The organism is Haloterrigena sp. KLK7, assembly GCF_037914945.1.
Taxonomy (GTDB): domain Archaea; phylum Halobacteriota; class Halobacteria; order Halobacteriales; family Natrialbaceae; genus Haloterrigena; species Haloterrigena salinisoli.
In genome coordinates this window covers 2,646,635-2,667,736 of the sequence record NZ_CP149787.1, presented here as the reverse complement: position 1 = coordinate 2,667,736, position 21,102 = coordinate 2,646,635, and the positions used below count along the sequence as shown (strand labels likewise).

Here is a 21,102-nt window from a genome sequence, read left to right as displayed (position 1 = left end):
AAATCATCGGTGAGGGAGGCGGCGAGCGGTATCGAATACGCCGGCGACGGACGAAAGAAGCCCCTGCTATGGACTGCGAAAGGGAACCGTACCAGGCCCGCGAATGCCCACGGGAGATGAGCCGAAGTCACAGCGAGAAACCGGTCGTCGAAGTCGAGTTCCGCGTCGACGATCCGTCGTATCCGTTCGTCGACGTGTCGCGGGCGGCGAGCTGCCGGCTCGGGCTCGAGGTGATCTTCCCTCACTCGGACGGCGGGTACGTCGAGTACTTCACCGTCGAGGACGCCCCGCCGGAGCGGATACTGGACCCGATCGACGACACCGAGGCGGTCGACGCGGACCTCGTCGCCCGACACGACGACGGCGGACGGGTACGGCTTCACCTTCGCGACGGCTGCGTCGCGGCTACCGTCGTCGATTTCGGCGCGATCCCGCGGACCGTCGAGGCCGACGGCGGTGACGGGCGGGTCGTCGCGGAGGTCGCCTCGCAGTCGGCCGCCGCCGAACTCGTCGACCGGTTCGAACGGGAGCATCCGACGGTGACCGTCGACGACCGTCGCGATCGGGGGCGATCGACGCCGCTCTTTACGCGACACGACTTCACGCAGTCAGTCGTCGAGACGCTCACCGACAGGCAGCGAGAGGTGTTTCTGACGGCCTACATGAACGGCTTCTACGACTGGCCGCGGAAGCACGAGGCCAGCGAACTCGCCGCCGAACTGGGGATCGCGCCGGCCACCTTCTCGCAGCATCTCCGGACCGCCGAAGGAAAGATCTTCAGTTCGCTCCTCGATACCGACGACGAGAACGTGTTCGTCGAGTAGCTCTGGACTCGAGACGTGATCGACCCGCCTACTCTCGAAGCTCGCGGAGCTTCTCGCGGCCCGGCGCGATCAGTTCGTCCAGGTAGCTCGCCAGCGTTCCCTTCGCGTCGGCGGGGTGGAGTTCGCCGGACTCGAGGTCCGCGGCCAGCGACTCGTAGGCCTCGTAGGTCAGGTCGCCGCCGTACTTCTCGGGGCGTTCGACGACGATCTCGTCGAATCGCGGGAAGACGTGGTACTCGAACAGCTCGAGGACGGGGTTCTCGCGCTCGGTGCCGTCGTCGTCCGGCTCCGGATCGCGGGTCGGCGGGCAGTACGCCGAGTTGACCTTCTCCTCGAGCTCCTCGGTCGAGTCCTCCATCGAGATGGTGATCCCCTCGCTCGAGGACATCTTCCCCTCGCCGCTGGTGAGGTCGGCGACGATGGGCGTGTGGAGGGCGGGTCGGACCTCGTAGTCGACTTCGGGCAGCTTCTCGCGAGCGAGCATGTGGACCTTGCGCTGGTCGAGCCCGCCGACCGCGAGATCGAGATCGAGGTACTCGATGTCCAAGGTCTGCATCAGCGGGTAGACGAGGTGACTCACCTTCGCCGTCTCGTCGCCCTGAATCTCGGCCATGGCGCGCTGAGCGCGGTTCATCGTGGTCGAGAGCTCGAGTTCGTGGAGGTCCAGGGTGTACTCCTCGTCGAGTTGGAACTCGGAGCCGTAGACGAACTCGGTGTTGTCCTCGTCGAGCCCGTAGGCGACGAACTGGGCTTTCATCCGCTCGGCGGTCTCGCGGATCTCCTCGAAGGTTCCCTTCCCGTTGAGGTAGGCGTGGACGTCCGCCAGCAGGACGACGACCTCCATGCCGGCCTCCTGGAGATCGATGAGTTTGTTCGCCGTCAGCAGATGGCCGAGATGGAGCACGCCGGAGGGCTCGTAGCCGACGTAGGCGCGCTTGCCCGCGGGATCGTCCGCGAGGTCGCGGACCTCCTCGTCGGTGACGACCTCCTCGGCGTTTCGCGTGATCAGGTCGTAGGTATCCATGTGTGGAGGGTATCGGAGGAGCAATTTATACCCCCTGAAACGAACTCCGACTCGAGTGAGGGAGACGGAACGGCTCGACGACTGTCTCGACCCGGTCGCGGGCCGTCCTGCGAGACGGCCGGCCGTCGCATCGGCGGGAAATCGGGAGTCAGCTACGGTCTCGTTCGGGGCCGTCGTTCGACGAGTGCGATCGCGTCGCTATCGAATCGCGGCGACGGTTACGCCGATGGCTCTCGAATCACGACGGTTCCGTCCTGCTCGACGGCGATCCGATATCCCTGGTAGGTGAACTCGAGTCTCGCGTCGGCGTCGGCGCCGGGCGGCGTCCCGAAGAGGTCGTCGATCAGATCGTCGGCCCGATCGTAGATCGGCGTGAGCTCCATCGCGTCGGTCTCCTCGAGGTCGGCGACGATCTCTACGAGTCCGATCGCTGGGGCGTCTCGCGTGGTGTCGAGGGTTCGGCGCGTGACGACGTCGTCGTCGGGTAGATCGGTCGGGCCGGGCATCGGTCCCACCGTCGATGGGAACGATAGTAACAGTTCTACCGGCTGTGGCAGGCCCGAGCGTGGAACCCGCTGCCGTCCCGAATACACTTCCCGCTGGCTCGCGTAGCCCGTCCGATCGCATGACGTACAAAGAGGACGCTGTCAACGCCGTTCGCCGGAGCCTCCTGCCGCAGCTCCACTACCTGTTCGCGGGAACGTTCGGCGGTTACGCCGTCAGCCACACCACGGCCGACGAGTACGTGCTCACGGCCCACTGTTCGGAGGCCCGCCTCGAGTCGCTCCTCGCCGAGCTCGGCTTCTCGCGAAATCCGATCGCGTCGCTGAAGGTCCGATTCGACGGCAACACCTCGGAGGGATCGTGGGTCTGGCGGCCGTCGCCGCTGGCCGACGAGCAGCTCCACGTCGTGCTCCACGCGATCGAGGACGCCGAGAAGGTCGACGTCTACGCCCACTGGGAGTACTCGTGGATCCGCCATCCCTACAAACACTACGTCGCCCGGGGCTACGACGCCGAGACGGGCGTCGCGATGGCCCGAAAGTGGCTCGTCGACTACGAGCGGCGGTGTCTCAACGGCTCCGACGGGATCGCCTACGAGATCGACGACTCGCTGTCGCGGGCGGCCAGCGAGTACCTCTCGCTGTCGTACTACCGCGTCGAAGAACGCATCGCCGAACTGAAGTCGCGACTTCCCGGTATCAGTGCGGAGCGAAGCTACGTTATCGACCGCGACGACGCACGCGACGCCGTCTCACCCGCGATAACGGACGAATTCTGAGCCCGTACCTCACAACTCGCCCGACCGGATTCGCTCCTCCGCCTCCTCGAGAGCGGCCTCGCGGTCGAACGCCTCGACGATCGCCTCGAGCTCCGACTCGTCGGCGTCCGCGAGGTCGCGGGCGTGTTCGGTCATGTTCGGAACTGCACGGATGATGTTGTCGACGATCGGAACGTCGGCGACCTGCGGCGACCGCGAGAGCGGGTTGAGGTCGATCACGATCTCGGTCTTGCCCATCTCGTCTAACGCCTCGGCGCGGTCGCCGTCCTCGAGGGGGACGAGCACGACGTCGGCCGCGTAGATCCCGTCCTCGTCGACTTTCGCGCGCTGGTGATCCAGATTCGGGATGCGCGCGTCGGCCTCGAGCCCCTTGACGTCCCCGGCGCCGTGGTCGCGGAGATGGTCGGCGATCGCTTCGATCCGTTCCTCGGTGCGGTTGAAGAGGTTGACCTCGAGATCGGCGCCGGTCGCGTCGGCGAGGGCGGCCATCTCCTCGGGGACGAGCGCGGCGACGTTCCCGTTGATCGAGAGCACGGGTCGGTCGGCCAGCAGCAGGTGAGCCGCAGCGGCGCGTTCGGCCGCGTCGGCGCTGGGAATCGTCTCCTCGCCGAGTAAGTAGTCGAAGGCGCTGCCTCGGCCCTCGGCGTGCATCCCCTGCAGGTGGGTGATGCCCTTCTCGACGCCCTTCTCGATCCGGTGGCGGGTGAGCAGATCCTGGTATCGCGGATGGTCCTCCGGGATCTCCTCCTCGTGGTCGACCTCCGCGGAGACGGTGTCGTAGTCTGTCACGGTCGGTCACTGGGGGTAGTCGATAAAAAACGGTCCGATCGCTCGGCGCTTTCGCCGTGACGCGACGAGCGCGATCGGAGCCGGTCGGTCCGCCGGAGCCAACTGAGGGGTCATAAATGGGCGATAGGTTTCGCGTGAAGCTACTCTCCCGTCTCGGCCGAATTGCGAATATGGCCACGGAACGCGACGGGCGCGACTCCGGACGCGACGCGACGACGCCGGCGGACGACCAGTACGAAGCCCACCTCGAGCGCAGTCGCGCGGTCTGGGACCGCTGGAGCGACTGGTACGGGATGAGCGAGCGGGACTTCGAACCGATCCGCGAGGCGGCGATCGATCTCCTCGAGTTGCAGGCGGGCGACCGCGTCCTCGAGATCGGCTGCGGCCCGGGCGTCAACTTCGAGCGGGTTCGACGCGATATCGGCGCGGAGGGCGAACTCGTCGCCGTCGACTACAGCCCGGAAATGCTCGAGAACGCCCGGAATCGGATCGCGGCTCACGGCTGGGAGAACGTCGAACTGCGTCGAGCCGACGCCGCGAGGACCGCGTTCGACGAGCCGTTCGACGCGGCGCTGGCGACGCTCTCGCTCTCGGTCATGCCCGACGTCCGCCGCACCGTGGAGACGGTCTCCCGGTCGCTGCGCCCCGGTACGCGGTTCGCCGTCGTCGACGTTCGACCGGCCCCGAGCGGTCCCCTCCGCGTCCTGAATCCCCTCATCCGGCGGTTCCTCCGCTGGTACGCGAACTGGAACCCCGACGGCGACGTGGTCGGATCGCTCGAGGCCGTCTTCGATCGCTGCGAAATCGTCGACACGCACCTCGCTGGCACCGCCTACACGGCCGTCTGCGAGAAGCGCGACGCTGCGTGACCCGGGTATCAGTACGTGAGCGCACGGTTCCCTCATCACCAGTCACCCATCCGTCGTGCGGTGGCGCGCGCTGTCGACTGGCCGAGTGACTGCGAGGCCAGTCGACGAGGCCGTGCGAGGGGTTGGAAGACGCAGAACGTCTTCCAGTGGATGAGCGAACGAGGATACGAGTGAGCGTTAGCGCGGAACCGAAGGTTCCGCGAACCGTACGAACGGGCGCTTCGCGCCCGTGAGCAGAAATCGGCTGGGGAGGACGTGGCGACACCCTGTTGCCGCGATAGCAGAACGCTTCCGTTCCACTACAACCCCTCGAGTAGCCCGTTTCGGGCCGCTCACTCTCCGACCCTATCGCGACGACCGATCGCCCTCGAGGGCGCGCTCGACCGCGTTCGCTTCGCCGCGCCGGAGGAGTTCCGACGCCGTCGAGACGGCGCAGTCGAGTTCGGCGGCGACGGTCTCGATCCCCGCTTCCCGGGGGATCTCGTAGTAGCCGACGTCGCGGGCCGTCCGCAGGGCCGCCGTCTGTCGCTCGGTCACGGCCGGCCCGGAGACCGTCACCTCGTCGCTCACCCACTGGACGTCCAGTCGGATTCCGTCGGGAACCTCTTCAACGACGGTGGTGAGCGCGGATGGGTGACCGACGAGGGTCAGGCGAATCGTTCGATCCGACCCGACCTCGATCGGCGGTACGACCACGACGGTCTCCTGTGCGAGCGCGTTCAACAGCGACAGTCCGTCCGCGCCGAGGTCCCGCCGGAGATAGCAGAAGAAGCCGTCGTCCGTGGTCGTGATATCGTACTCGCGGACGGCCTCGAGGTCCTCGAGCAGCGACGCGTAGGCCTCGGAATCCCCGTAGACGAACGACGTGATCGTCTCGATCCCGTCGATCGCCCGTCCCCCGACGATGATCTCCCGATCGATGTCGGGCGATTCGCAGATGCCCGCGTGCAGCGGCGGGAGCGCCTCGAGGGCGTATTCCAGTTCGATCCCCATCGATTTCATGCCTCGAGGATCGCGCTCGGGGCACATAAACGTCCGAGCGCCACTAGATCGGATCCGAAGCGGCGAAAACGAGCGGCGGTCAGCGGGCGGATCGAATCGACCGCGCGGCGGTCACTCCGTGAAGGTGATCCAGCCCTCGGGCGCGTGGGCCTTCACGTCGTTCATCGCCTCGCGGGCCTCGGTGCGGTTCTCGTAGGTCTGAGTGCTCTCGGCCATCGTCGTCCCGTACTCGTCGATGAGCTGCCAGACCCAGCCCTCCCCGTCGTCGGCCGTGTGGAGTTCGAACGAGACGCTGTCGATCTCGAGGATGCTCGCGTCGGCGATCAGCTCGCGGACGTCCTCGAGGGCCGCGCGGGCGGCCTCGGTGGAGTCGTGGCTCTCGGTGCCGGTCGCGATGGTGCGGCCGTCCTCGTCGATGAGCCGCCACTGCCAGTGGTCGTCCTCGTCGGCGACGAGTTCGAACGAGGCGACGTCGAAGTCGACGCGGCCGGCCATCGGCGCCAGCTGGCGCACGGCCTCGATATCGTCGAGGACGGCGGCCTTGGACGCACCCGCACCGACCGCGCTCGCGATCACCTCGCGCTCGCGGTCGACGAGTTCCCACGACCAGCCGTCGTCGCGGTCCAGCCGGATCGCGGCGTCCTCGATGGCGAAGATCGGCGCGTCGCCGACGTGGGCCTGCAGCGATTCGACGCCGCCGACCGCGCCGTCGCGGTCGTCGTAGGTGACCCTCGAGTCGGCGAGTTCCTCGCGGTCGCGATCGAGCAGTCGCCAGTGCCAGCCGCCGCTATCGTAGAGCTGGACGGCGACCTCGCCGATCGCGTGGCGCTGGGCCGTCGCGGCCGACTCGCGGACGTCGTCCAGAGCGTCCACGAGTTCGTCCCGGGTCGGGTGGGCCGCGCCGGCCTCCGCGACGGTCTCGCCCGTCGAGAGTACGAACCGCCACTGCCAGTCCTCGGCCGCGTAGGTCTGGAACATCGCCCGATCCATCGTCCGAACGTCCGAATCGAGGTGCTCGAGCAGGCGGTTCATCGCCTGTCGGGCGGCGCCGCGGGTGGGGTGGGTCGCGGGGTCCTCGGCGACGAGTTTGCCGGCCTCGTCGATGAGCCGCCAGCCCCACTCGTCGTCCTCGTTGACGAACAGTTCGAACGCCGCGGTCTCGATCTCGAGCAGTTCGGCGTCGGGCGCCTGCTCCTTGAGCGTCATCATCGCCTCGGCGGCCTCGCCGCGGGAGGTGTGCTCCTCGCCGCTGTCGGCCAGCACGTTGCCGTCCTCGTCGATGAGCCGCCAGCGCCACTCGCTGTCGTCGGCCTCGTAGACCTGGAACGCGGCGTGTTCGAACTCGATGAGGTCGGCCTCGCTGGCCTGCTGGCGAACGCGCTCGATGGCGTCGGTCGCCGACTCCGCGTCGGGATGGGGCTCGGTGCTCGCCGCGACGACGTCGCGGTCCTCCGTGACGAGCCGCCAGTTCCAGTCGGGGCCGGTCTCGGATCGGGTTGCGTCGTCGAACTCGAGCTCGGTCCCCCCGTCGGCCATCGCCTCGTCGACCGTCGCCGGGAGGTCGTCCCCGTCGTCCTCGGCGGCAGCGGGCTCGCTCTCGGCGGGGTAGACCTCGTACTCCGCGTCGTCGATCTCCACGACGTCGGCGTCGCGAGCGTGGTCGCCGAACCGATCGGCGCTCGCCTCGACGGCTCCGCGGGCGGTCGCCTCGTCGGGGCTCCGAGCGACGACGTGCTCGGACTCGTCGACGAGCCGCCAGCGCCACTGCGAGCCCGACTGGTAGAGCTCGTAGGTCGGCTCCCCGGCGACCGTGACGGCGGCCGACTCGAGTGCGGGGAGCAGCGCTTCGGCGGCCGCCTCGGCGTCCCGTCGGGAGTCGTAGGCGTCGGAGGCGGTGGCGACGACCTCGTCGCGGTCGTCGACGAACCGCCACGTCCAGTCGCCGGCGCGCTCGACGAGTTCGACGCCGACGTGCTCGACGTCGAGCAGCCGCGCCCGATCGAACCGCTCGGCGAACGTCTGGGCGGCCTCCTCGGCGGTCTCCTGGCTCCGGTAGCCGGTATCGCTCGAGGCCAGCGGCGTCCGATCGTCGTCGACCAGTTGCCAGTACCACCGGTCGCGGCGTTCCTCGTAGGTGAAGGCCGCGCCCTCGATCTCGATGACGTCCGCCTCGGGACCGCGGTCCTTGAGGAAGCTGACCGAGTTCTCGGCGTCGTCGCGCTCGGCGAACTCGCCGGTGCTGGCGCCGACGACGCTGCCGTCGTCGCGGGCCAGCGTCCACTGCCAGGTGCCGTCGCGGTCCTCGTAGAGTCGGAACGCGGAGGTCGTCAGTTCCATCAGCCCCGCGGAACTGATCTGGGACTGGACGCGCTCGATGCTCTCGGTCGCCTCCGGTCGCGTGACCGCGCTGTCGTTGCTCGCCGCCAGCGCCTCGAGGTGGAGCACGTGCCACTGCCAGTCGCCGTCCTCGTCACGGAAGACGGCGAACTGGGCGCCCTCCATCGCGTCGCCGGTCATGATCTCCGGATCGTCGGTCGCGCCCTCCTCCTCGACGAACATCCCCTTCTGGCCCGTCAGAATCGGGACGAGCGCGGTGACGCCCGCGATGAGGCCGATCCCGAGCGTGTAGACGGAGATGACCTGAACGCTGTAGTCGGTGCCGAGTTCCCGCCAGTTGTAGGGGTAGGCCCAGCCGAAGAAGACGACGCCGCCCAGCGCGACGAGGAGTCCGAGCGCGCTCGCGTAGATCCCGATCCTGCGTACCGGGAGCATGAGAACGATGCCGAACAGACAGAGCGCCAGCCCCGTCGCCGCGGTCACGCCGGAGATCCTGATCAGGGTATAGGAGCCCGCGCTGCCGGCGTAGCCGACGACGTAGGTGAAAATGCCGGCCGCCCCGAGCAGGTAGCCCGCGATGAACACCCAGTAACCGTAGACGTCCTTGCTCGAGTCGGGTTCACCGACGTAGTGTTCGTACAGCCGAAACAAGCTTCGGTGAATTTCACTCGCTGAAGACATTCTTAATCTTGAACAGATAACTGAAACCCATCATAATAAAGCTCCGGCCATGAAACCGATCACTGATACGTTACTAACGAAACACGTTGTGTCTGTCCGACAGTCTCATCGGAAGCGCTAACGATACGCTACTGCAGACGCTTACCGCGCAAAGCGTCCAGGAACGCCCACATCTCCTCGTATTTCCGGACAGAACAGCAGACTGTACTCGGCTATCGACGAACGGATCCCGATTCGAGTCGATGCCGTCGGAGATCGGCGACTCGCCGGAGAACCTTCCGCTATCTGGGATACCGGTTCGATACTTAACCGACAGCGGTTACTTCAGCATCGCGCCCGCCGGATGAGTCGCACAGACGGTCGGCTCGTACCCGGCGTCGGAGAGCCCCGTGCCGAACGCGAAGACGGTCTCGCCGAGCATCGCCATCGAGGCCTGGCCGTCGACCGCCGTGACGTCGCCGATCGTCCGCGCGACGCGCTCGGTCAACAGCTCCGCTTCGCGGGCGAACAGCCGCGAGGCGTACATAAAGGAGAGCAGCGTCGGCTCCTCGACGACCCTCGAGAGCGCCTGCGTGCCGGCCGCCGAGAGCTGGTCGGTCTCGCCCGAGAGGACGTCGGCCGTCGAGAGCTCCCCGAACGTCACGTACTCGACGCGCGCCCGCGAGGGGATCGCGTCCAGCTCGTTCACCTGCGGCCCGCCCGGCTCGAGTCGGATCGGGACGCCGCCGTGGGCCTGCGCGACCACGTCGCCCAGTCCCGTCCCGGCCTGTACCTCCGCCCCGTGGGCGATCGTCACGAGTTCGTTCCAGGAGAGTTTGCGATCGAACACGCGATTGGCCGCCAGCGCCGTCCCCAGCGCCATCGCGCCGGAGACGCCGAAGCCCGATCCCAGCGGCAGCTCCGACTCTGCCTCGACGCGGGCGGTGACCTCGAGCGTCTCGAGGACGGTCTCGACGGCTTCGATCTCGAGTTCCGTCCCGTCGAGGACGATCGTCGACGCCCCCTCGTCAGTCGGTTCGACCGTCACCTCGACGCCGTCCGTAAGCGTCACTCCCGCGCCTCGAGAGCCCGCTTCGGTCGGATCGTCGTCTGGGTGAGCGCTGAAAAAGCCCGTGATGTGCCCCGGTACGAACGCCGTCGCCTCCTCGCGCATTGCCCCCCGATTACGACTCGGACGATATAACGTTGTAGATTCGGTCATTTCCACGGCCCCACTCGGATCCGGAGCCTCGGTCACTCGACGGCGGACCCTCGTCGCACCGCTCGCACGTTCGCCGTCGAACTGCTACTGGACGCGGCGGTCGCCCGTTCTCGAGAGCGAACCGTCCCGCTATCGCGTGGCGTTTCGAACTCGAACGCGTCGAGTAACGTGACTCTAATACACTGCCTACAGTAATTTATGTTTAGTGCTAGAAGTTAGAATTAAGTATATCATCTAAAATGTACTGAATGGACGATGTCGGATGACACCACTCTAGAACGATCGCAATCGACCGATGATCGGACCGCTACGAGTCGCCGAACGCTACTGAAGGCGGCCGGAACGTCGGTCGTCGGTGGCACCGGACTGGCCGCCGCGTCCGGTTCGGCGTCGGCACAGGTCCTCGGTCCCGACGTCATCGAAATCAACGACGGCCTGGTCGGTTGGAGCGCCGACGGCAGCCTCCCGGTCACGGACGAACTGCTCGTGTTCGTCCACGGCTGGTTCGGCGACACCACCGTCTCGAGTCAGGCCTCGAGCGTCGAGCGCTCCCTCGAGTCGGGCGGCTATTCGCCCGACGAGACGGTCGCCATCGAGTGGCCCGCGACGAGCTTCAACTTCGTCGGCGCGGAAGCCGACACCGAGAACGTCGGCGAGGTCACGGCTGGTCTCATCGAGGAGTTCTACGATAGCGGCGGCGGCAACGTCCGACTGGTCGGCCACTCGCTGGGCGGCCGCTGTGTCCTCTGGACCGCGACCAAACTCAGCAGCGGCTACCAGATCGAGACCGTCGCTCCGCTGGGCGCGGCCGCCGACGGCTCGGAAGTCTGTGGCAGTCCGTGGAACGCCGGTCTGGACAACGCCTGCGAGGTCCGCAACTACCACTCGAACAACGACTCGACGGTCGGCGGCGCCTACGGCGGCTTCGGTGACACGGCCCTCGGAACCGAGGGAGCCGGCTGCGATCCCGCCCCGAACTACACGGACGTCGACGTCACCGTCAGCGTCGGCAGCCACCTCTCGTATCTGGGCGACTCGATGGTCGGTAGCGACCTCGCCGGCGCTATCAACAGTGGTTCCTGTAACGATAATAACGACGGCGACGACGGCGGAGACGACGGCTGGGGCTGGTTCTAACGGTTGACAGCGCCCGCCGTGAACTGCGGTTCCGAGCACCCGTCTCGTTTTTTCGCGGCGTACCGCCGTTCCCGTCTCGATAGCCCACCCACTCGTTTCCGATCCGATAGCGGTGTGACTACCGGGTTACGTAGCCGCATACGGCGATAAGTGTCGGCGATGCCTGCAAACACCGTTGGACGCAGTTGCTCGCCCAACGAGTTCCTGCCCGACAGTTGCGTCGTCGCCTACGGCGACAGACGCTGTCGGTCACGCGAGACTCTCGTGTCGCTCGAGTCTCGCCGGCTCTCAACGTCTTCGCCTACGGGCTCAGACGTTGACGATCTCGCGGGAACACCGTGGGACTAACGGTCCCACGAGCTCCCGCTCGACGAACAGCGACCAGTCCTACGGACTGAGTCGCTGCCGGTCTCGCGGGAAGAGAACGGCTTCTCGGATGTTGTCCAGTCCGAGAATCGTCATGATCAGGCGCTCGCCGCCGAGGCCGAAGCCGGCGTGGGGCGGCATGCCGTACTTGAACATCTTCGTGTAGTACTCGAACTGGTCGGGGTCGAGGCCCTGCTGTTCGAAGCCCTCGATGAGCTTCTCGTGGCGGTGTTCGCGCTGGCCGCCCGAGACCAGTTCCATCCGCGGGTGCATCAGGTCGAAACCGGTCGAGAGCTCGGGGTCGTCGTCGTGGTCCTTGATGTAGAACGGCTTGATCTCGCTCGGCCAGTCGGTGATGAAGTAGTGGCCGCCGACGTCCTGTCCGAGGGCCTCCTCGGCCGGCGTCGAGAGGTCGTCGCCCCAGACGAGTTGCTCGTCGAGTTCGCCCGTCGCGTTGATGCGCTCGATGGCCTCCTCGTAGCTGATGCGGGGGAACGCCTCGTCGGGCACCGCGAACTCGTCCTCGAGGCCGAGCGCCTCGAGCTGCTCGCTGCAGTTCTCCTCGATGGCTTCGTAGGCGGCTTTGACGACGCCCTCGACGACGTCCATGGCGTCCTGATGGTCGCAGAACGCGCCCTCGAAGTCGATCGAGGTCGCCTCGTTCAGGTGCCGCGGCGTGTTGTGCTCTTCCGCGCGGAAGATCGGGCCGATCTCGAAGACGCGCTCGACGTTCGAGCCAGCGATGAGCTGCTTGAACAGCTGCGGCGACTGGTTCATGAAGGCCTCCTCGCCGAAGTAGGTGATCGGGAACAGTTCGGTCCCGCCCTCGGTCCCGGTGGCGACGATCTTCGGCGTGTTGATCTCCGTACAGCGGAACTCGCGGAACTGCTCGCGGACGGCGCGCAGGATCTCCGAGCGGATCTCGAAGATGGCCTGGACCTCTTCCTTCCGGAGGTCGAGCGTCCGGTTGTCGAGTCGCGTCGAGAGGTCAGCGTCGACCTTCCCCGACGGGTCCAGCGGCAGTTCGGGGTCGGCGGGGGCGACGACCTCGACGGACTCGGGCGTGACCTCGACGCCCGTCGGCGCGCGGGGCTCCTCTTCGACGGCGCCCGAGACCGTGACGACGCTCTCGCGGGAGACGTCCAGTCCCGTCTCGACGAGGTCGTCGTCCATTTCGTCCTTCTCGAACTTGATCTGGATCTTGCCCGACGTATCGCGGAGAATCAGGAAGGCGATTCCGCCGAGGTCGCGGATCTCGTGGACCCAGCCGGCGACGGTGACGTCGTCGCCCGGCTCGGCGTCAGCAGTGTAGGTTCGGTCCTGCATACACCTCGATTCCGGTCGCCGCAACTTAAGCGCAATCGTTCGCGGCCGTTCGGTTCGCGGGACTCTCACGCTCGTCCGTTCGCTCGAGGACGGGCCGTCGAAGCCCCCTCGAGCGAACGATCGGGTCCGATCGCCCTCGAGTCGTGCGGTTGCAGTCGTTCGCATCGCGACGAATTTTCACGATCCGTCCCGATCGTTCGATATGGACGACCTCGAGTCACTCGCCGACGAGATCCGGAGCGCAGACACCGTCGTCGCCTTCACCGGCGCGGGCATCTCCGCGCCCTCGGGCGTGCCGACGTTCCGCGGCGACGACGGCGTCTGGGAGCAGTTCGACGAGGGGCAGTTCACCTACGGCCGGTTTCGGAGCGATCCGGAGGGGTTCTGGGACGACCGCGTCGACCTCCAGCGGGAGATGTTCGACGAGGAGTACGAGCCCAACGCAGCCCACGAGGCGCTGGCCGCGATGGGGCGGGACGGTCACCTCGAGGCGATTCTCACGCAGAACACCGACGGGTTACACGCGCAGGCCGCCGCCGCGGTTTCCGGGGACTCGAGCGAGGACGCCGACGGGACCGGCGGCAATCGAACGGACGGAGCCGCGGAATCGAACGCCGAGGCCGCGGCCGACGACACGACGCTCCTCGAGCTACACGGCAACGCCCGGCGCGTCCGCTGTACGGACTGCGGGCGGCGAAGGGACGGCGATCCGATCTTCGAGCGCGCCGCCGACGGCGAACTCCCGCCGACCTGCGAGTGCAGCGGCGTCTTCAAACCCGACGTCGTCCTCTTCGGCGAACAGCTTCCGGGCGCGGTCATCCAGCGCGCGCGGTCGTTAGCCCGCGAGAGCGACGTGTTCCTCGCGATCGGCTCCTCGTTGGTCGTCGAGCCGGCCGCCTCGCTGCCTCGACAGGCGGCGTCGACGGGAGCCACTCTCGGTATCGTCAACCTCGAGTCGACGCCGGTCGACGACGCGGCCGACGTGGTCCGTCGCGAGGACGTGACCGAGGTGCTGCCGCGGCTTCGCGAACTCGTCGCAGAATGATGTTCGAGTCGGGACCGAACCGAATCAGACGTCCTGCGCTGCCTCGACCGTCTCGCGGACGGCCTCGACACCTTCCTCGTGAGCGAGGTCACCGACGACGATCACGTCGGCGTGCCGGGCCATCGTCGCGGCCGAGTCGTAGTCGTGGATACCGCCGCCGTAGAACAGGGTCGTCTCGTCGGTCGCTTCGCCGGCCGCTTCGACGACGTCCTCGTCGCCGAACGTCCCGGAGTACTCGAGGTAGACGATCTCCTGACCGAACATCCGTTCGGCGACCTCGGCGTAGGCGGCGACGTCGTCCGGACCGAGGTCGCAGTCGGCCTCGGTGTACGCCGCGACGTCGGCCTCCGGGTTCATCACGATGTAGGCCTCCGTCCAGGTCCGGTCCCAGTCCATGTCGTCGTCGGTCCGCACCCACTCCTTGTGGGCGCCCGTGATCCAGAACGGCGAGCCGGCGTTGAAGACGGTGGGGATGAGATACCCCTCGAGCGCCCGGTTGTCGATGACGACGTCGGGGCTCGAGGGCTCCTGATAGAGCGGCACGTCGTGTTCGGCGCAGGCGTCGACGACGGCTTCCATGTTCTCCTCGGTGATTCCCATGGTGCCGCCGACCTCGATGGCGTCGGTACCGGTCGCACAGAGGTCTCCGTAGGTGACGCCCTCGGGGAGCTCCTTGTCCGGGTCGATCTTGAGAATATGGTTCCAGTCGTCCCAGGGGCAGGTAGTCATACCGCGTCGTTTCCCGACAACCGGCAAAAACGCTACGAAACGCCCGCTCTCCGGATCTGGCCCCGTCGGACTCACGCTCGCCCGTCCCGAACCCGTTCGGAGACCGCCAGAAGGTCGCGGATCGCCTCGAGGGCGCCCTCGAGCGCGTCGCCGTCGACGGCCGAATCGTCGTCGGCGAACGCATCGCCGTCCTCGTCTCCGCCGCTGCCCTCGCCCCCGACGCTGCCGTCGCCGCTCCCGCCCTCGAGATCGATCGCCGGCACCGATCGCCGAAGCACGAGCGCGTCGCCGTCCGTGAGCAGGCTCGTGGCCGGCGAGAGGACGGACGCGTACCGGGCGGCGAACGACCGGAGGTGATCCGCCGCTCCGGGGATTCGGAGCTCGACGGTTCCGGCCTCGAGGTCGTGAACGAGGCGGTGCTCGTCGCCGAACGACGGAGACTCGATCGCCAGCGTCGCGGCGGTCGGCGACGTTTCGGCTCCGCCGCTCTCGAGATCGGGATCGAGAGTCGGATCGGCTTCGATCTCGAGGGCCGGTTCGCGCTCGGCCACGAACGACTCGTACCGATCGACGACCGCTCGCGTCCGATCGTGGGCTGCGGCCCGACCGTCCGACGCTCGGGCCCCTCCCTCGATCGCGGCCGCCACCAGCGCCGCCCGGTAGTCGCCGCGGTCGGTATCGCGTGCAGCCAGACGGTCACGAAGCGACTCGAGCGAGAGCGTCGCGTCGACCGCCGACTGCGTGTCGTCTGCGGTCTCGATGGCGTCGGCGGGCGCGAGCAGGACCGTCCGACAGTCGTCCCACTCGGCTCCGAGGGCACGGTCACGGCGGGCCCGAATTCGCTCGCGGACGGCGGCCGAGAGCGGTGGCGCGTCACCGTCGCCACGTGCCGCCGTAACGACGATCAGATGCCGCTCGTCGTCGCTCTCGAGGCCGAGTTCGACGCCGATCGGGTCCCGCGTCGGATCGGTCGTCTCGTGATCGTCGATCGCGTCCCGCACGCAAACGAGCGTCCCCGACTCGAGCAGGGAGAGATCGAGTCGCTCGAGCAGCCACGATCGAAACGCCGACGAGACCGCCAGCTCCTCACAGACGAGTGACCCGACGTCGCGGACGTCGACCGACTCGAACCGGACGCGTTCAGCGCACATAGCTCGGTGCTGGCGGGCCGACGGCAAGAGGGTTCGGCTTCGATACAGCTTCGATATGGCTTCGACAGCGGGGGCTCGAGGTGCGGTCGACAGTAGAGACTCGAGGAAAGCGGAGAGACCGCAGACGACCGCAACGGCGGGGAGCCGATCAGTTCAAACGTAGTCGAACCACTCGTCGTACTCGTCGGTCTCTCGTTCGACGACGTCGAAGAACCGCGACTGAATGTCCTCGGTGACGGGGCCGCGGGAGCCGTCGCCGATGACGACGTTGTCGACCTTCCGGATGGGCGTGACCTCGGCCGCGGAGCCGGTGAAGAACAGCTCGTCGGCCGTGTTGAGTTCGCCCCGGGAGATCGAGACGTTGTCGTGGACCGTGTAGCCGAGGTCCTCGGCGATCTCGATCACGGTGTCGCGGGTGATACCGTCGAGGATCGACTCCGAGAGTCCGGGCGTGTAGATCTCGTCGTCGCGCACGAGGAAGATGTTCTCGCCGGGGCCTTCGGCGACGTTGCCCTCCTTGTTGAGGACGATCGCCTCGGCGAAGCCGTTCCGGCGGGCTTCCTCACCGGCGAGCATGCTGTTGACGTACAGTCCCGTCGTCTTCGCGTTCGTCGGGATCTGGCTCGAGGCGTGTTTCCGCCACGAGGAGATCATGACCTCGATCCCCTCCTCTAAGGCCTCCTCGCCCAGATACGCGCCCCACGGCCAGACCGCGATGGCGGTCTTGGTCGGACAGTCCTTCGGACTCACGCCCAGCGAGTTGTAGCCGTAGAAGGCGATCGGCCGGATGTAACAGGACTCGAGGTCCTGGCGCTGGATGAGTTCCTTCGTCGCCTCGGTGAGCTCCTCCTTCGTGTAGTCGATGTCCATCTCGTAGGGCTTGGCGGACTGGAAGAGCCGCTCGAGGTGTTCCTCCCAGCGGAAGATCGCGGGGCCCTCAGCGGTGTCGTAACACCGTGCGCCCTCGAAGACGCCGCTGCCGTAGTGAAGTCCGTGCGTCAGCACGTGGACCTGCGCGTCGTCCCAGTCGACGAACTCGCCGTCCATCCAGATCGTATCGACGTCCATCTCGTCGAATCCCATGATCGAGAGTGTTTGAAGCCACCGTACTAAGTGTTCGCGATTTTCGGGGGCGATCGACGAGAGGAGACGGACCGTCCCGCACCAAACTTCGCTCGAGGAAGTGATCGCCGGCGGCCGCGAGTCGACGCCCGCCCGCGACTTCGCGCCGGTTATCGCGATCCGGAGGCGTCCTCGAGCAGGCCGTCGACGAGCCGGGTGAACCGGTCGACCAGCCGGTCCGGAACCGTCGGCGAGATCTCCGAGAGCAGCGGCGCGGTTCGGTCGGGCCGGGCCAGCGAGAGCGTGACGCGGTTCCGGTCCCCGTACTCCTTCTCGACGATGTCGCACTCGACCAGGTTGTCGAGGTGGTACTCGAGGGTGCTCCGGGCGATGTCGAGGGCGTCCGCGACCGCGGCCGGTCGGCACGAGCCGCGCTCGATCAGAAAGAGGACGATCTCGCGGGTCGTCTCGCGCCGGAACAGCGCCAGCGCGGCGCGTTCCCACTCGTCGTACTGCGGGGGGTAGTAGTGGGTCTGCCCGTAGAGTTCCTCGCGGACGAGTTCGTCGGCGTCGATCAGCCGACGGACGTGATACTGGATCTGTCCCGGCGCGTACGCCGACTCCCGGACGAGTTCGTTGAAGTGAATTCCGGCGTTGGCCCGGACGTGTGCCCTGATCTGTCGTCGTGTCTCGCTCATTGTGGACGTGGTCGTCGTGGATCGATGCCCCGGTAGCGGGGCTGCTACCCTCGACTAGCGACCAAGACCGGATAACGCCTTCCGCTCGTTCCCGGCAGGTGAGAACGGGTCATACGACCCGTCGGTGTCCGTCAGTCGCAGTGGACCGATCTCGGACGAGTCGGTGAACGACCGAAGCGCATAGGTAGCTCTCCCGCGCAGCTAGCGTATCGCGGATGGAACATACGAGCCCCTTCGACATCCCGTGGCTGGATCCGCAACTGGCGCCGGTTCTGCTGGTCGTGATCGTGCTGGCCGCCGTCGGGACGACGGTCCTCTTCTGTTGCGGGATCGTCGCGTACTCGAGGCGGCGTTCGACCCGGTATCTGTTGATCACGGCCGTGCTCGGACTGCTCGTGGTGCGGTCCGTCGTCGGGCTCGGGACCGTGTTCGGCGTGGTCCCCATGACGGTCCATCACCTCGTCGAACACGGGTTCGACTTCACGATCGCCGTGCTCGTCCTCTATGCGGTCTACCGAAGCGGGCCGATGGCCGACACCGAGACGAACCGCGAACGACCGTCGTCCGGCTCCGACGACTAGCCTCGAGTCACCCATCGCTCCCCCGCAGCGACCGTTCGACCGGTGGTGCGTGACGGCTCGCTATTCGTCCTCGTCCTCGAACTCGAGCGCCACCGAATTGATGCAGTAGCGTTGACCCGTAGGGTCGGGGCCGTCCTCGAAGACGTGGCCGAGGTGGCCGCCGCAGTTGGCACACAGGACCTCGGTGCGGCGCATCCCGTGGCTGTTGTCCTGCCGGGTCTCGACGCGGTCGTCGTCGACGTCGTAGAAGCTGGGCCAGCCGCAACCGGACTCGAACTTCGTGTCGGCGTCGAACAGTTCGGCGCCGCAGCCCGCACAAGCGTACGTGCCGTCGTCCTTGTGGTCGACGTACTCGCCGCTGAACGGCGGTTCGGTACCGGCCTCGCGCAGGATGCGATACTCCTCCTCGCTCAGGCGGTCGCGCCACTCGGCGTCGCTGTCGGGGAGATCGCCGTCGGCACCGTCGTCTCGAGGCTGATCGCTCGTATCGTGTTCCATAGGCGTACTAGGGGAGAGACACCCAAGAGTCTGTGCGTTCCGACGGCGCCTCTCGAGTCGGGTTCATCGGTCGCGGTTCATCGTTGGCGGTTCGTCGGTCGCCGTTCACCGACTCGTGATGACGTCGGTACTCTCACAGTCGGGACACTGGGTCATGCGTCCCAGTTTCGGGACCTCGATGCGACGCCACGCGTCGTCGCCGCCGGGCGCTTCGAACCCGCAGTTGCGACACCGAGACAGGCCGAGAGTGGTCGAGTTACTCGCCATGGATCGATCTATGCGACACGGTAGCATAGAAGTTGTTCACGGTCGCGCTGACAGTCACCGATCGGAACACGACTAGCAGTATCGTTCGACCCCCACCTGATTCGAACGTGTATCGAGCGTGCGCCGATCGCGACGGTGTTCGACACGGTTCAGCGCTTAGCTGATCAGTTCGGCGACCAGTCGACCCGGTTCGACAGCCGGCGGAATCAGTCGGAACGGGACAGTTCCGGATCGACGCGGCTCTGCCCGTAGTCGGTCGCTCGCTCCGACGATCGGTCGGTCAACCCGTCACTCGACCCCTCGTCGACGGTCAGCGATGCCCCCGCGTCGTCGAGGAGCGCCTCGAGGCGGTCGGCGACGTCGATCGTCCGATCGTCGTCGCGGCAGGGTGCGACGTGGAGGAGTTCGTCGCCGTCGAACTCCGCGACCGCGACGGTCGGGAGCCGCCAGACGTCGTGGGATTCGCCCGTGATCGACGACTCGACGTGCGTATTCCGAAAGAACGGCTCGAGCCGGCGTCCCGTGCGGGCCGCCCAGTTCTCGAAGGCCTCGAGGCGGCGTTCGATCCGACAGAGCTGGGGAATTCGCATCGCTCGCTCGGGTCGATCGACCTCGACTTCCTTGCCCCAGACGCTCACCTCGACCGACTCGATCGGCGCGTGCGACTCGAGTTCGGCGAGTCGCTCGAGGGCGCGTTCCTGCGTCGGGCCGGCGCTCGCGGGGGCGAACGATCGGATCCAAAGTTCGATTGTCGTCGGTGTTGTAGTGGGGTTCGACACGTATCTGATTCGTCCACAGATATACACAAAAGTATTGTCTGAGTCATCACTTTCCCTGAAATAATGCCGGAGGCGGCTGTGGAGACTGCCGACTGCCGCGGTCGACCGGCCGATGGCAGAACGCACACATTCACGGTCCCCGACTGCCAACGCTGCACCGATGACCGTTTCGCGAACCGTCGAACTCGAGGGACACATCATCGACTCGGGAACGATGGGCCACTGTTTCGGGGTCGTGATGGACATGGGCGGCGAGTTCGAGGTCGAGGAGTTCGAAGTCGGCCGCCACAAACACGCGGAGACGTACTGCCGGATGCGGGTGATGGCCGAGACCGAAGCGGATCTGCGGGCGATCCTCCACGAACTCAACCAGCAGGGAGCGACCGTCGCCGATCCGCGCGACGCGACGCTCGAGGAGGCTCCCGAGGACGGCGTCGTCCCCGTCGACTTCTACTCGACGACCAACCACCCGACGTTCGTCCGGGTCGACGGAGAGTGGGTCGAGGTCGAGGACGTCGAGATGGATTGTACCCTCGTGGTGGAATCGGGCGAGAACGGCGAGGATCCGCGCGTCTACACGAAGGTTCTGAACGCCGTCGAGGAGGGCGATCTCGTCGTCACCGGCGAGACCGGAATCCGCGTCGAACCGCCGGAACGCCCCCGCAACGGCAGCGGCTCCTTCGGCTTCATGCAGGGCGGCGTCTCGAGCGAGCGTCCCTCGGCGTCGCTAATCGAGGAGATCGCCGACGAGATGCGCGAGGTCCGGGCGAACGACGGCAACGTCCTCGTCGTCTGCGGCCCGGCGATCGTCCACTCCGGGGGTCGCGACGCGCTCGCGGAGCTCGTCCGCGCGGGCTATATCGACGCGCTTTCGGCCGGCAACGGCTTCGCCGTCCACGACCTGGAGCGCGACCTCTACGGCACCTCGCTGGGCGTCGACACCGAGAGCCTCGAGCACCCGCGAAAGGGCCACAAACACCACATCTACACGATCAGCGAGATCGCCCGTCTCGGCGGGATCGAGGAAGCCGTCGCCGAAGGCGTCGTCGACGACGGCGTCATGTACGAGTGCGTGCGCAACGACGTCCCCTACGTCCTCGCGGGGTCGATCCGCGACGACGGCCCGCTGCCGGACACGATCACCGACTCGATCAAGGCACAGAACGCGATCCGCGAACAGGCCCAGGAGGCCGATATCGTGCTCATGCTCGCGACGCTGCTGCACTCGGTCGCCGTCGGCAACTGTCTGCCCTCGACGACCAAGACCGTCTGCGTCGACATCAACCCCGCCACCGTCACCCAGCTGTTGGATCGGGGCAGCGCGCAGGCCATCGGCATGGTCACCGACATCGGGACCTTCATCCCGATGCTCGCCGAGGAACTGGTGGAGTGATTCGCGACCGGTCGCTCGTTCTCGCGGACCGCCGATCCGAACTCGGGCGATAACCCGCCGA

21 protein-coding genes are annotated in these 21,102 nt (G+C 66.9%); 7 read left to right on the top strand and 14 right to left on the bottom strand.

What is annotated here, in order from left to right; translation table 11 throughout:
• Nucleotides 1–116 precede the first annotated feature (116 nt).
• The gene (locus tag WD430_RS13080) at nt 117–824 is read left to right on the top strand and encodes a bacterio-opsin activator domain-containing protein (protein WP_339102883.1); all 708 of its coding nucleotides are present in this window, start codon (nt 117–119) and stop codon (nt 822–824) included.
• A gap of 28 nt (nt 825–852) precedes the next feature.
• Here WD430_RS13080 and WD430_RS13075 read toward each other — a convergent pair whose 3' ends face one another.
• Both WD430_RS13075 and WD430_RS13070 read right to left on the bottom strand, forming a co-directional pair.
• Nucleotides 853–1,848: a tyrosine--tRNA ligase gene (locus WD430_RS13075; RefSeq protein ID WP_339102882.1), complete on the bottom strand. Its 996-nt coding sequence runs from the start codon at nt 1,846–1,848 to the stop codon at nt 853–855.
• A 218-nt stretch (nt 1,849–2,066) separates the two neighbouring features.
• On the bottom strand, nt 2,067–2,354 hold the full coding sequence (locus tag WD430_RS13070; RefSeq protein WP_339102881.1) for a HalOD1 output domain-containing protein: 288 nt from the start codon (nt 2,352–2,354) through the stop codon (nt 2,067–2,069).
• A 119-nt stretch (nt 2,355–2,473) separates the two neighbouring features.
• Here WD430_RS13070 and WD430_RS13065 point away from each other — a divergent pair, with 119 nt between their 5' ends.
• On the top strand, nt 2,474–3,130 hold the full coding sequence (locus WD430_RS13065) for a hypothetical protein (protein ID WP_339102880.1): 657 nt from the start codon (nt 2,474–2,476) through the stop codon (nt 3,128–3,130).
• Nucleotides 3,131–3,139: 9 nt separating this feature from the next.
• On the opposite strand, the gene WD430_RS13060 is transcribed toward WD430_RS13065, so the two are convergent.
• Nucleotides 3,140–3,919 carry a 4-phosphopantoate--beta-alanine ligase gene (locus WD430_RS13060; RefSeq protein ID WP_339102879.1) on the bottom strand — a complete coding sequence of 260 codons (780 nt, stop codon included), beginning with the start codon at nt 3,917–3,919 and terminating at the stop codon, nt 3,140–3,142.
• A 170-nt stretch (nt 3,920–4,089) separates the two neighbouring features.
• Between WD430_RS13060 and WD430_RS13055 the strand changes: the two genes are divergently transcribed.
• Entirely contained in the window at nt 4,090–4,788 is a 699-nt protein-coding gene (locus WD430_RS13055; RefSeq protein ID WP_339102878.1) for a methyltransferase domain-containing protein, read from the top strand.
• A 345-nt stretch (nt 4,789–5,133) separates the two neighbouring features.
• Here the strand turns inward: WD430_RS13055 and WD430_RS13050 are convergent, their stop codons facing one another.
• From WD430_RS13050 to WD430_RS13040, 3 genes are all read right to left on the bottom strand, one after another.
• The gene (locus WD430_RS13050) at nt 5,134–5,790 is read right to left on the bottom strand and encodes a helix-turn-helix domain-containing protein (protein ID WP_339102877.1); all 657 of its coding nucleotides are present in this window, start codon (nt 5,788–5,790) and stop codon (nt 5,134–5,136) included.
• A 111-nt stretch (nt 5,791–5,901) separates the two neighbouring features.
• Nucleotides 5,902–8,808 (bottom strand): DUF1508 domain-containing protein, encoded by a 2,907-nt coding sequence (locus WD430_RS13045; protein ID WP_339102876.1) that lies wholly within the window; start codon nt 8,806–8,808, stop codon nt 5,902–5,904.
• A 319-nt stretch (nt 8,809–9,127) separates the two neighbouring features.
• The gene (locus WD430_RS13040; RefSeq protein ID WP_339102875.1) at nt 9,128–9,961 is read right to left on the bottom strand and encodes a pantoate kinase; all 834 of its coding nucleotides are present in this window, start codon (nt 9,959–9,961) and stop codon (nt 9,128–9,130) included.
• 303 nt (nt 9,962–10,264) lie between these two features.
• On the opposite strand from WD430_RS13040, the gene WD430_RS13035 reads away from it, so the two are divergent.
• The gene (locus tag WD430_RS13035; protein WP_339102874.1) at nt 10,265–11,146 is read left to right on the top strand and encodes an alpha/beta hydrolase; all 882 of its coding nucleotides are present in this window, start codon (nt 10,265–10,267) and stop codon (nt 11,144–11,146) included.
• 387 nt (nt 11,147–11,533) lie between these two features.
• Here WD430_RS13035 and aspS read toward each other — a convergent pair whose 3' ends face one another.
• Nucleotides 11,534–12,838, bottom strand: coding sequence for an aspartate--tRNA(Asn) ligase (gene aspS, locus WD430_RS13030; RefSeq protein ID WP_339102873.1), 1,305 nt, complete (start codon nt 12,836–12,838; stop codon nt 11,534–11,536).
• Between the two features lie 202 nt (nt 12,839–13,040).
• On the opposite strand from aspS, the gene WD430_RS13025 reads away from it, so the two are divergent.
• The gene (locus tag WD430_RS13025) at nt 13,041–13,883 is read left to right on the top strand and encodes a Sir2 family NAD-dependent protein deacetylase (protein ID WP_339102872.1); all 843 of its coding nucleotides are present in this window, start codon (nt 13,041–13,043) and stop codon (nt 13,881–13,883) included.
• 24 nt (nt 13,884–13,907) lie between these two features.
• On the opposite strand, the gene WD430_RS13020 is transcribed toward WD430_RS13025, so the two are convergent.
• The 4 genes from WD430_RS13020 to WD430_RS13005 all read right to left on the bottom strand — a co-directional run bounded on the left by WD430_RS13020 (nt 13,908) and on the right by WD430_RS13005 (nt 17,523).
• Nucleotides 13,908–14,612 (bottom strand): phosphoglycerol geranylgeranyltransferase, encoded by a 705-nt coding sequence (locus WD430_RS13020; RefSeq protein WP_339102871.1) that lies wholly within the window; start codon nt 14,610–14,612, stop codon nt 13,908–13,910.
• Between the two features lie 71 nt (nt 14,613–14,683).
• Nucleotides 14,684–15,763 carry a hypothetical protein gene (locus tag WD430_RS13015; RefSeq protein WP_339102870.1) on the bottom strand — a complete coding sequence of 360 codons (1,080 nt, stop codon included), beginning with the start codon at nt 15,761–15,763 and terminating at the stop codon, nt 14,684–14,686.
• A gap of 153 nt (nt 15,764–15,916) precedes the next feature.
• Nucleotides 15,917–16,846, bottom strand: a complete 930-nt coding sequence (locus WD430_RS13010) for a branched-chain amino acid transaminase (RefSeq protein WP_339102869.1) — start codon at nt 16,844–16,846, stop codon at nt 15,917–15,919.
• 149 nt (nt 16,847–16,995) lie between these two features.
• Nucleotides 16,996–17,523, bottom strand: coding sequence for a winged helix-turn-helix transcriptional regulator (locus WD430_RS13005; RefSeq protein WP_339102868.1), 528 nt, complete (start codon nt 17,521–17,523; stop codon nt 16,996–16,998).
• Nucleotides 17,524–17,738: 215 nt separating this feature from the next.
• On the opposite strand from WD430_RS13005, the gene WD430_RS13000 reads away from it, so the two are divergent.
• Nucleotides 17,739–18,104, top strand: coding sequence for a hypothetical protein (locus tag WD430_RS13000; RefSeq protein ID WP_339102867.1), 366 nt, complete (start codon nt 17,739–17,741; stop codon nt 18,102–18,104).
• Between the two features lie 60 nt (nt 18,105–18,164).
• Here the strand turns inward: WD430_RS13000 and msrB are convergent, their stop codons facing one another.
• The 3 genes from msrB to WD430_RS12985 form a co-directional block, all read right to left on the bottom strand.
• Nucleotides 18,165–18,602 carry a peptide-methionine (R)-S-oxide reductase MsrB gene (msrB, locus tag WD430_RS12995; protein ID WP_339102866.1) on the bottom strand — a complete coding sequence of 146 codons (438 nt, stop codon included), beginning with the start codon at nt 18,600–18,602 and terminating at the stop codon, nt 18,165–18,167.
• A 105-nt stretch (nt 18,603–18,707) separates the two neighbouring features.
• On the bottom strand, nt 18,708–18,869 hold the full coding sequence (locus WD430_RS12990) for a hypothetical protein (protein ID WP_339102865.1): 162 nt from the start codon (nt 18,867–18,869) through the stop codon (nt 18,708–18,710).
• Nucleotides 18,870–19,075: 206 nt separating this feature from the next.
• Nucleotides 19,076–19,648, bottom strand: coding sequence for an HTH domain-containing protein (locus WD430_RS12985; RefSeq protein WP_339102864.1), 573 nt, complete (start codon nt 19,646–19,648; stop codon nt 19,076–19,078).
• 160 nt (nt 19,649–19,808) lie between these two features.
• Between WD430_RS12985 and WD430_RS12980 the strand changes: the two genes are divergently transcribed.
• Nucleotides 19,809–21,041: a TIGR00300 family protein gene (locus tag WD430_RS12980; protein WP_339102863.1), complete on the top strand. Its 1,233-nt coding sequence runs from the start codon at nt 19,809–19,811 to the stop codon at nt 21,039–21,041.
• Nucleotides 21,042–21,102 lie beyond the last annotated feature (61 nt).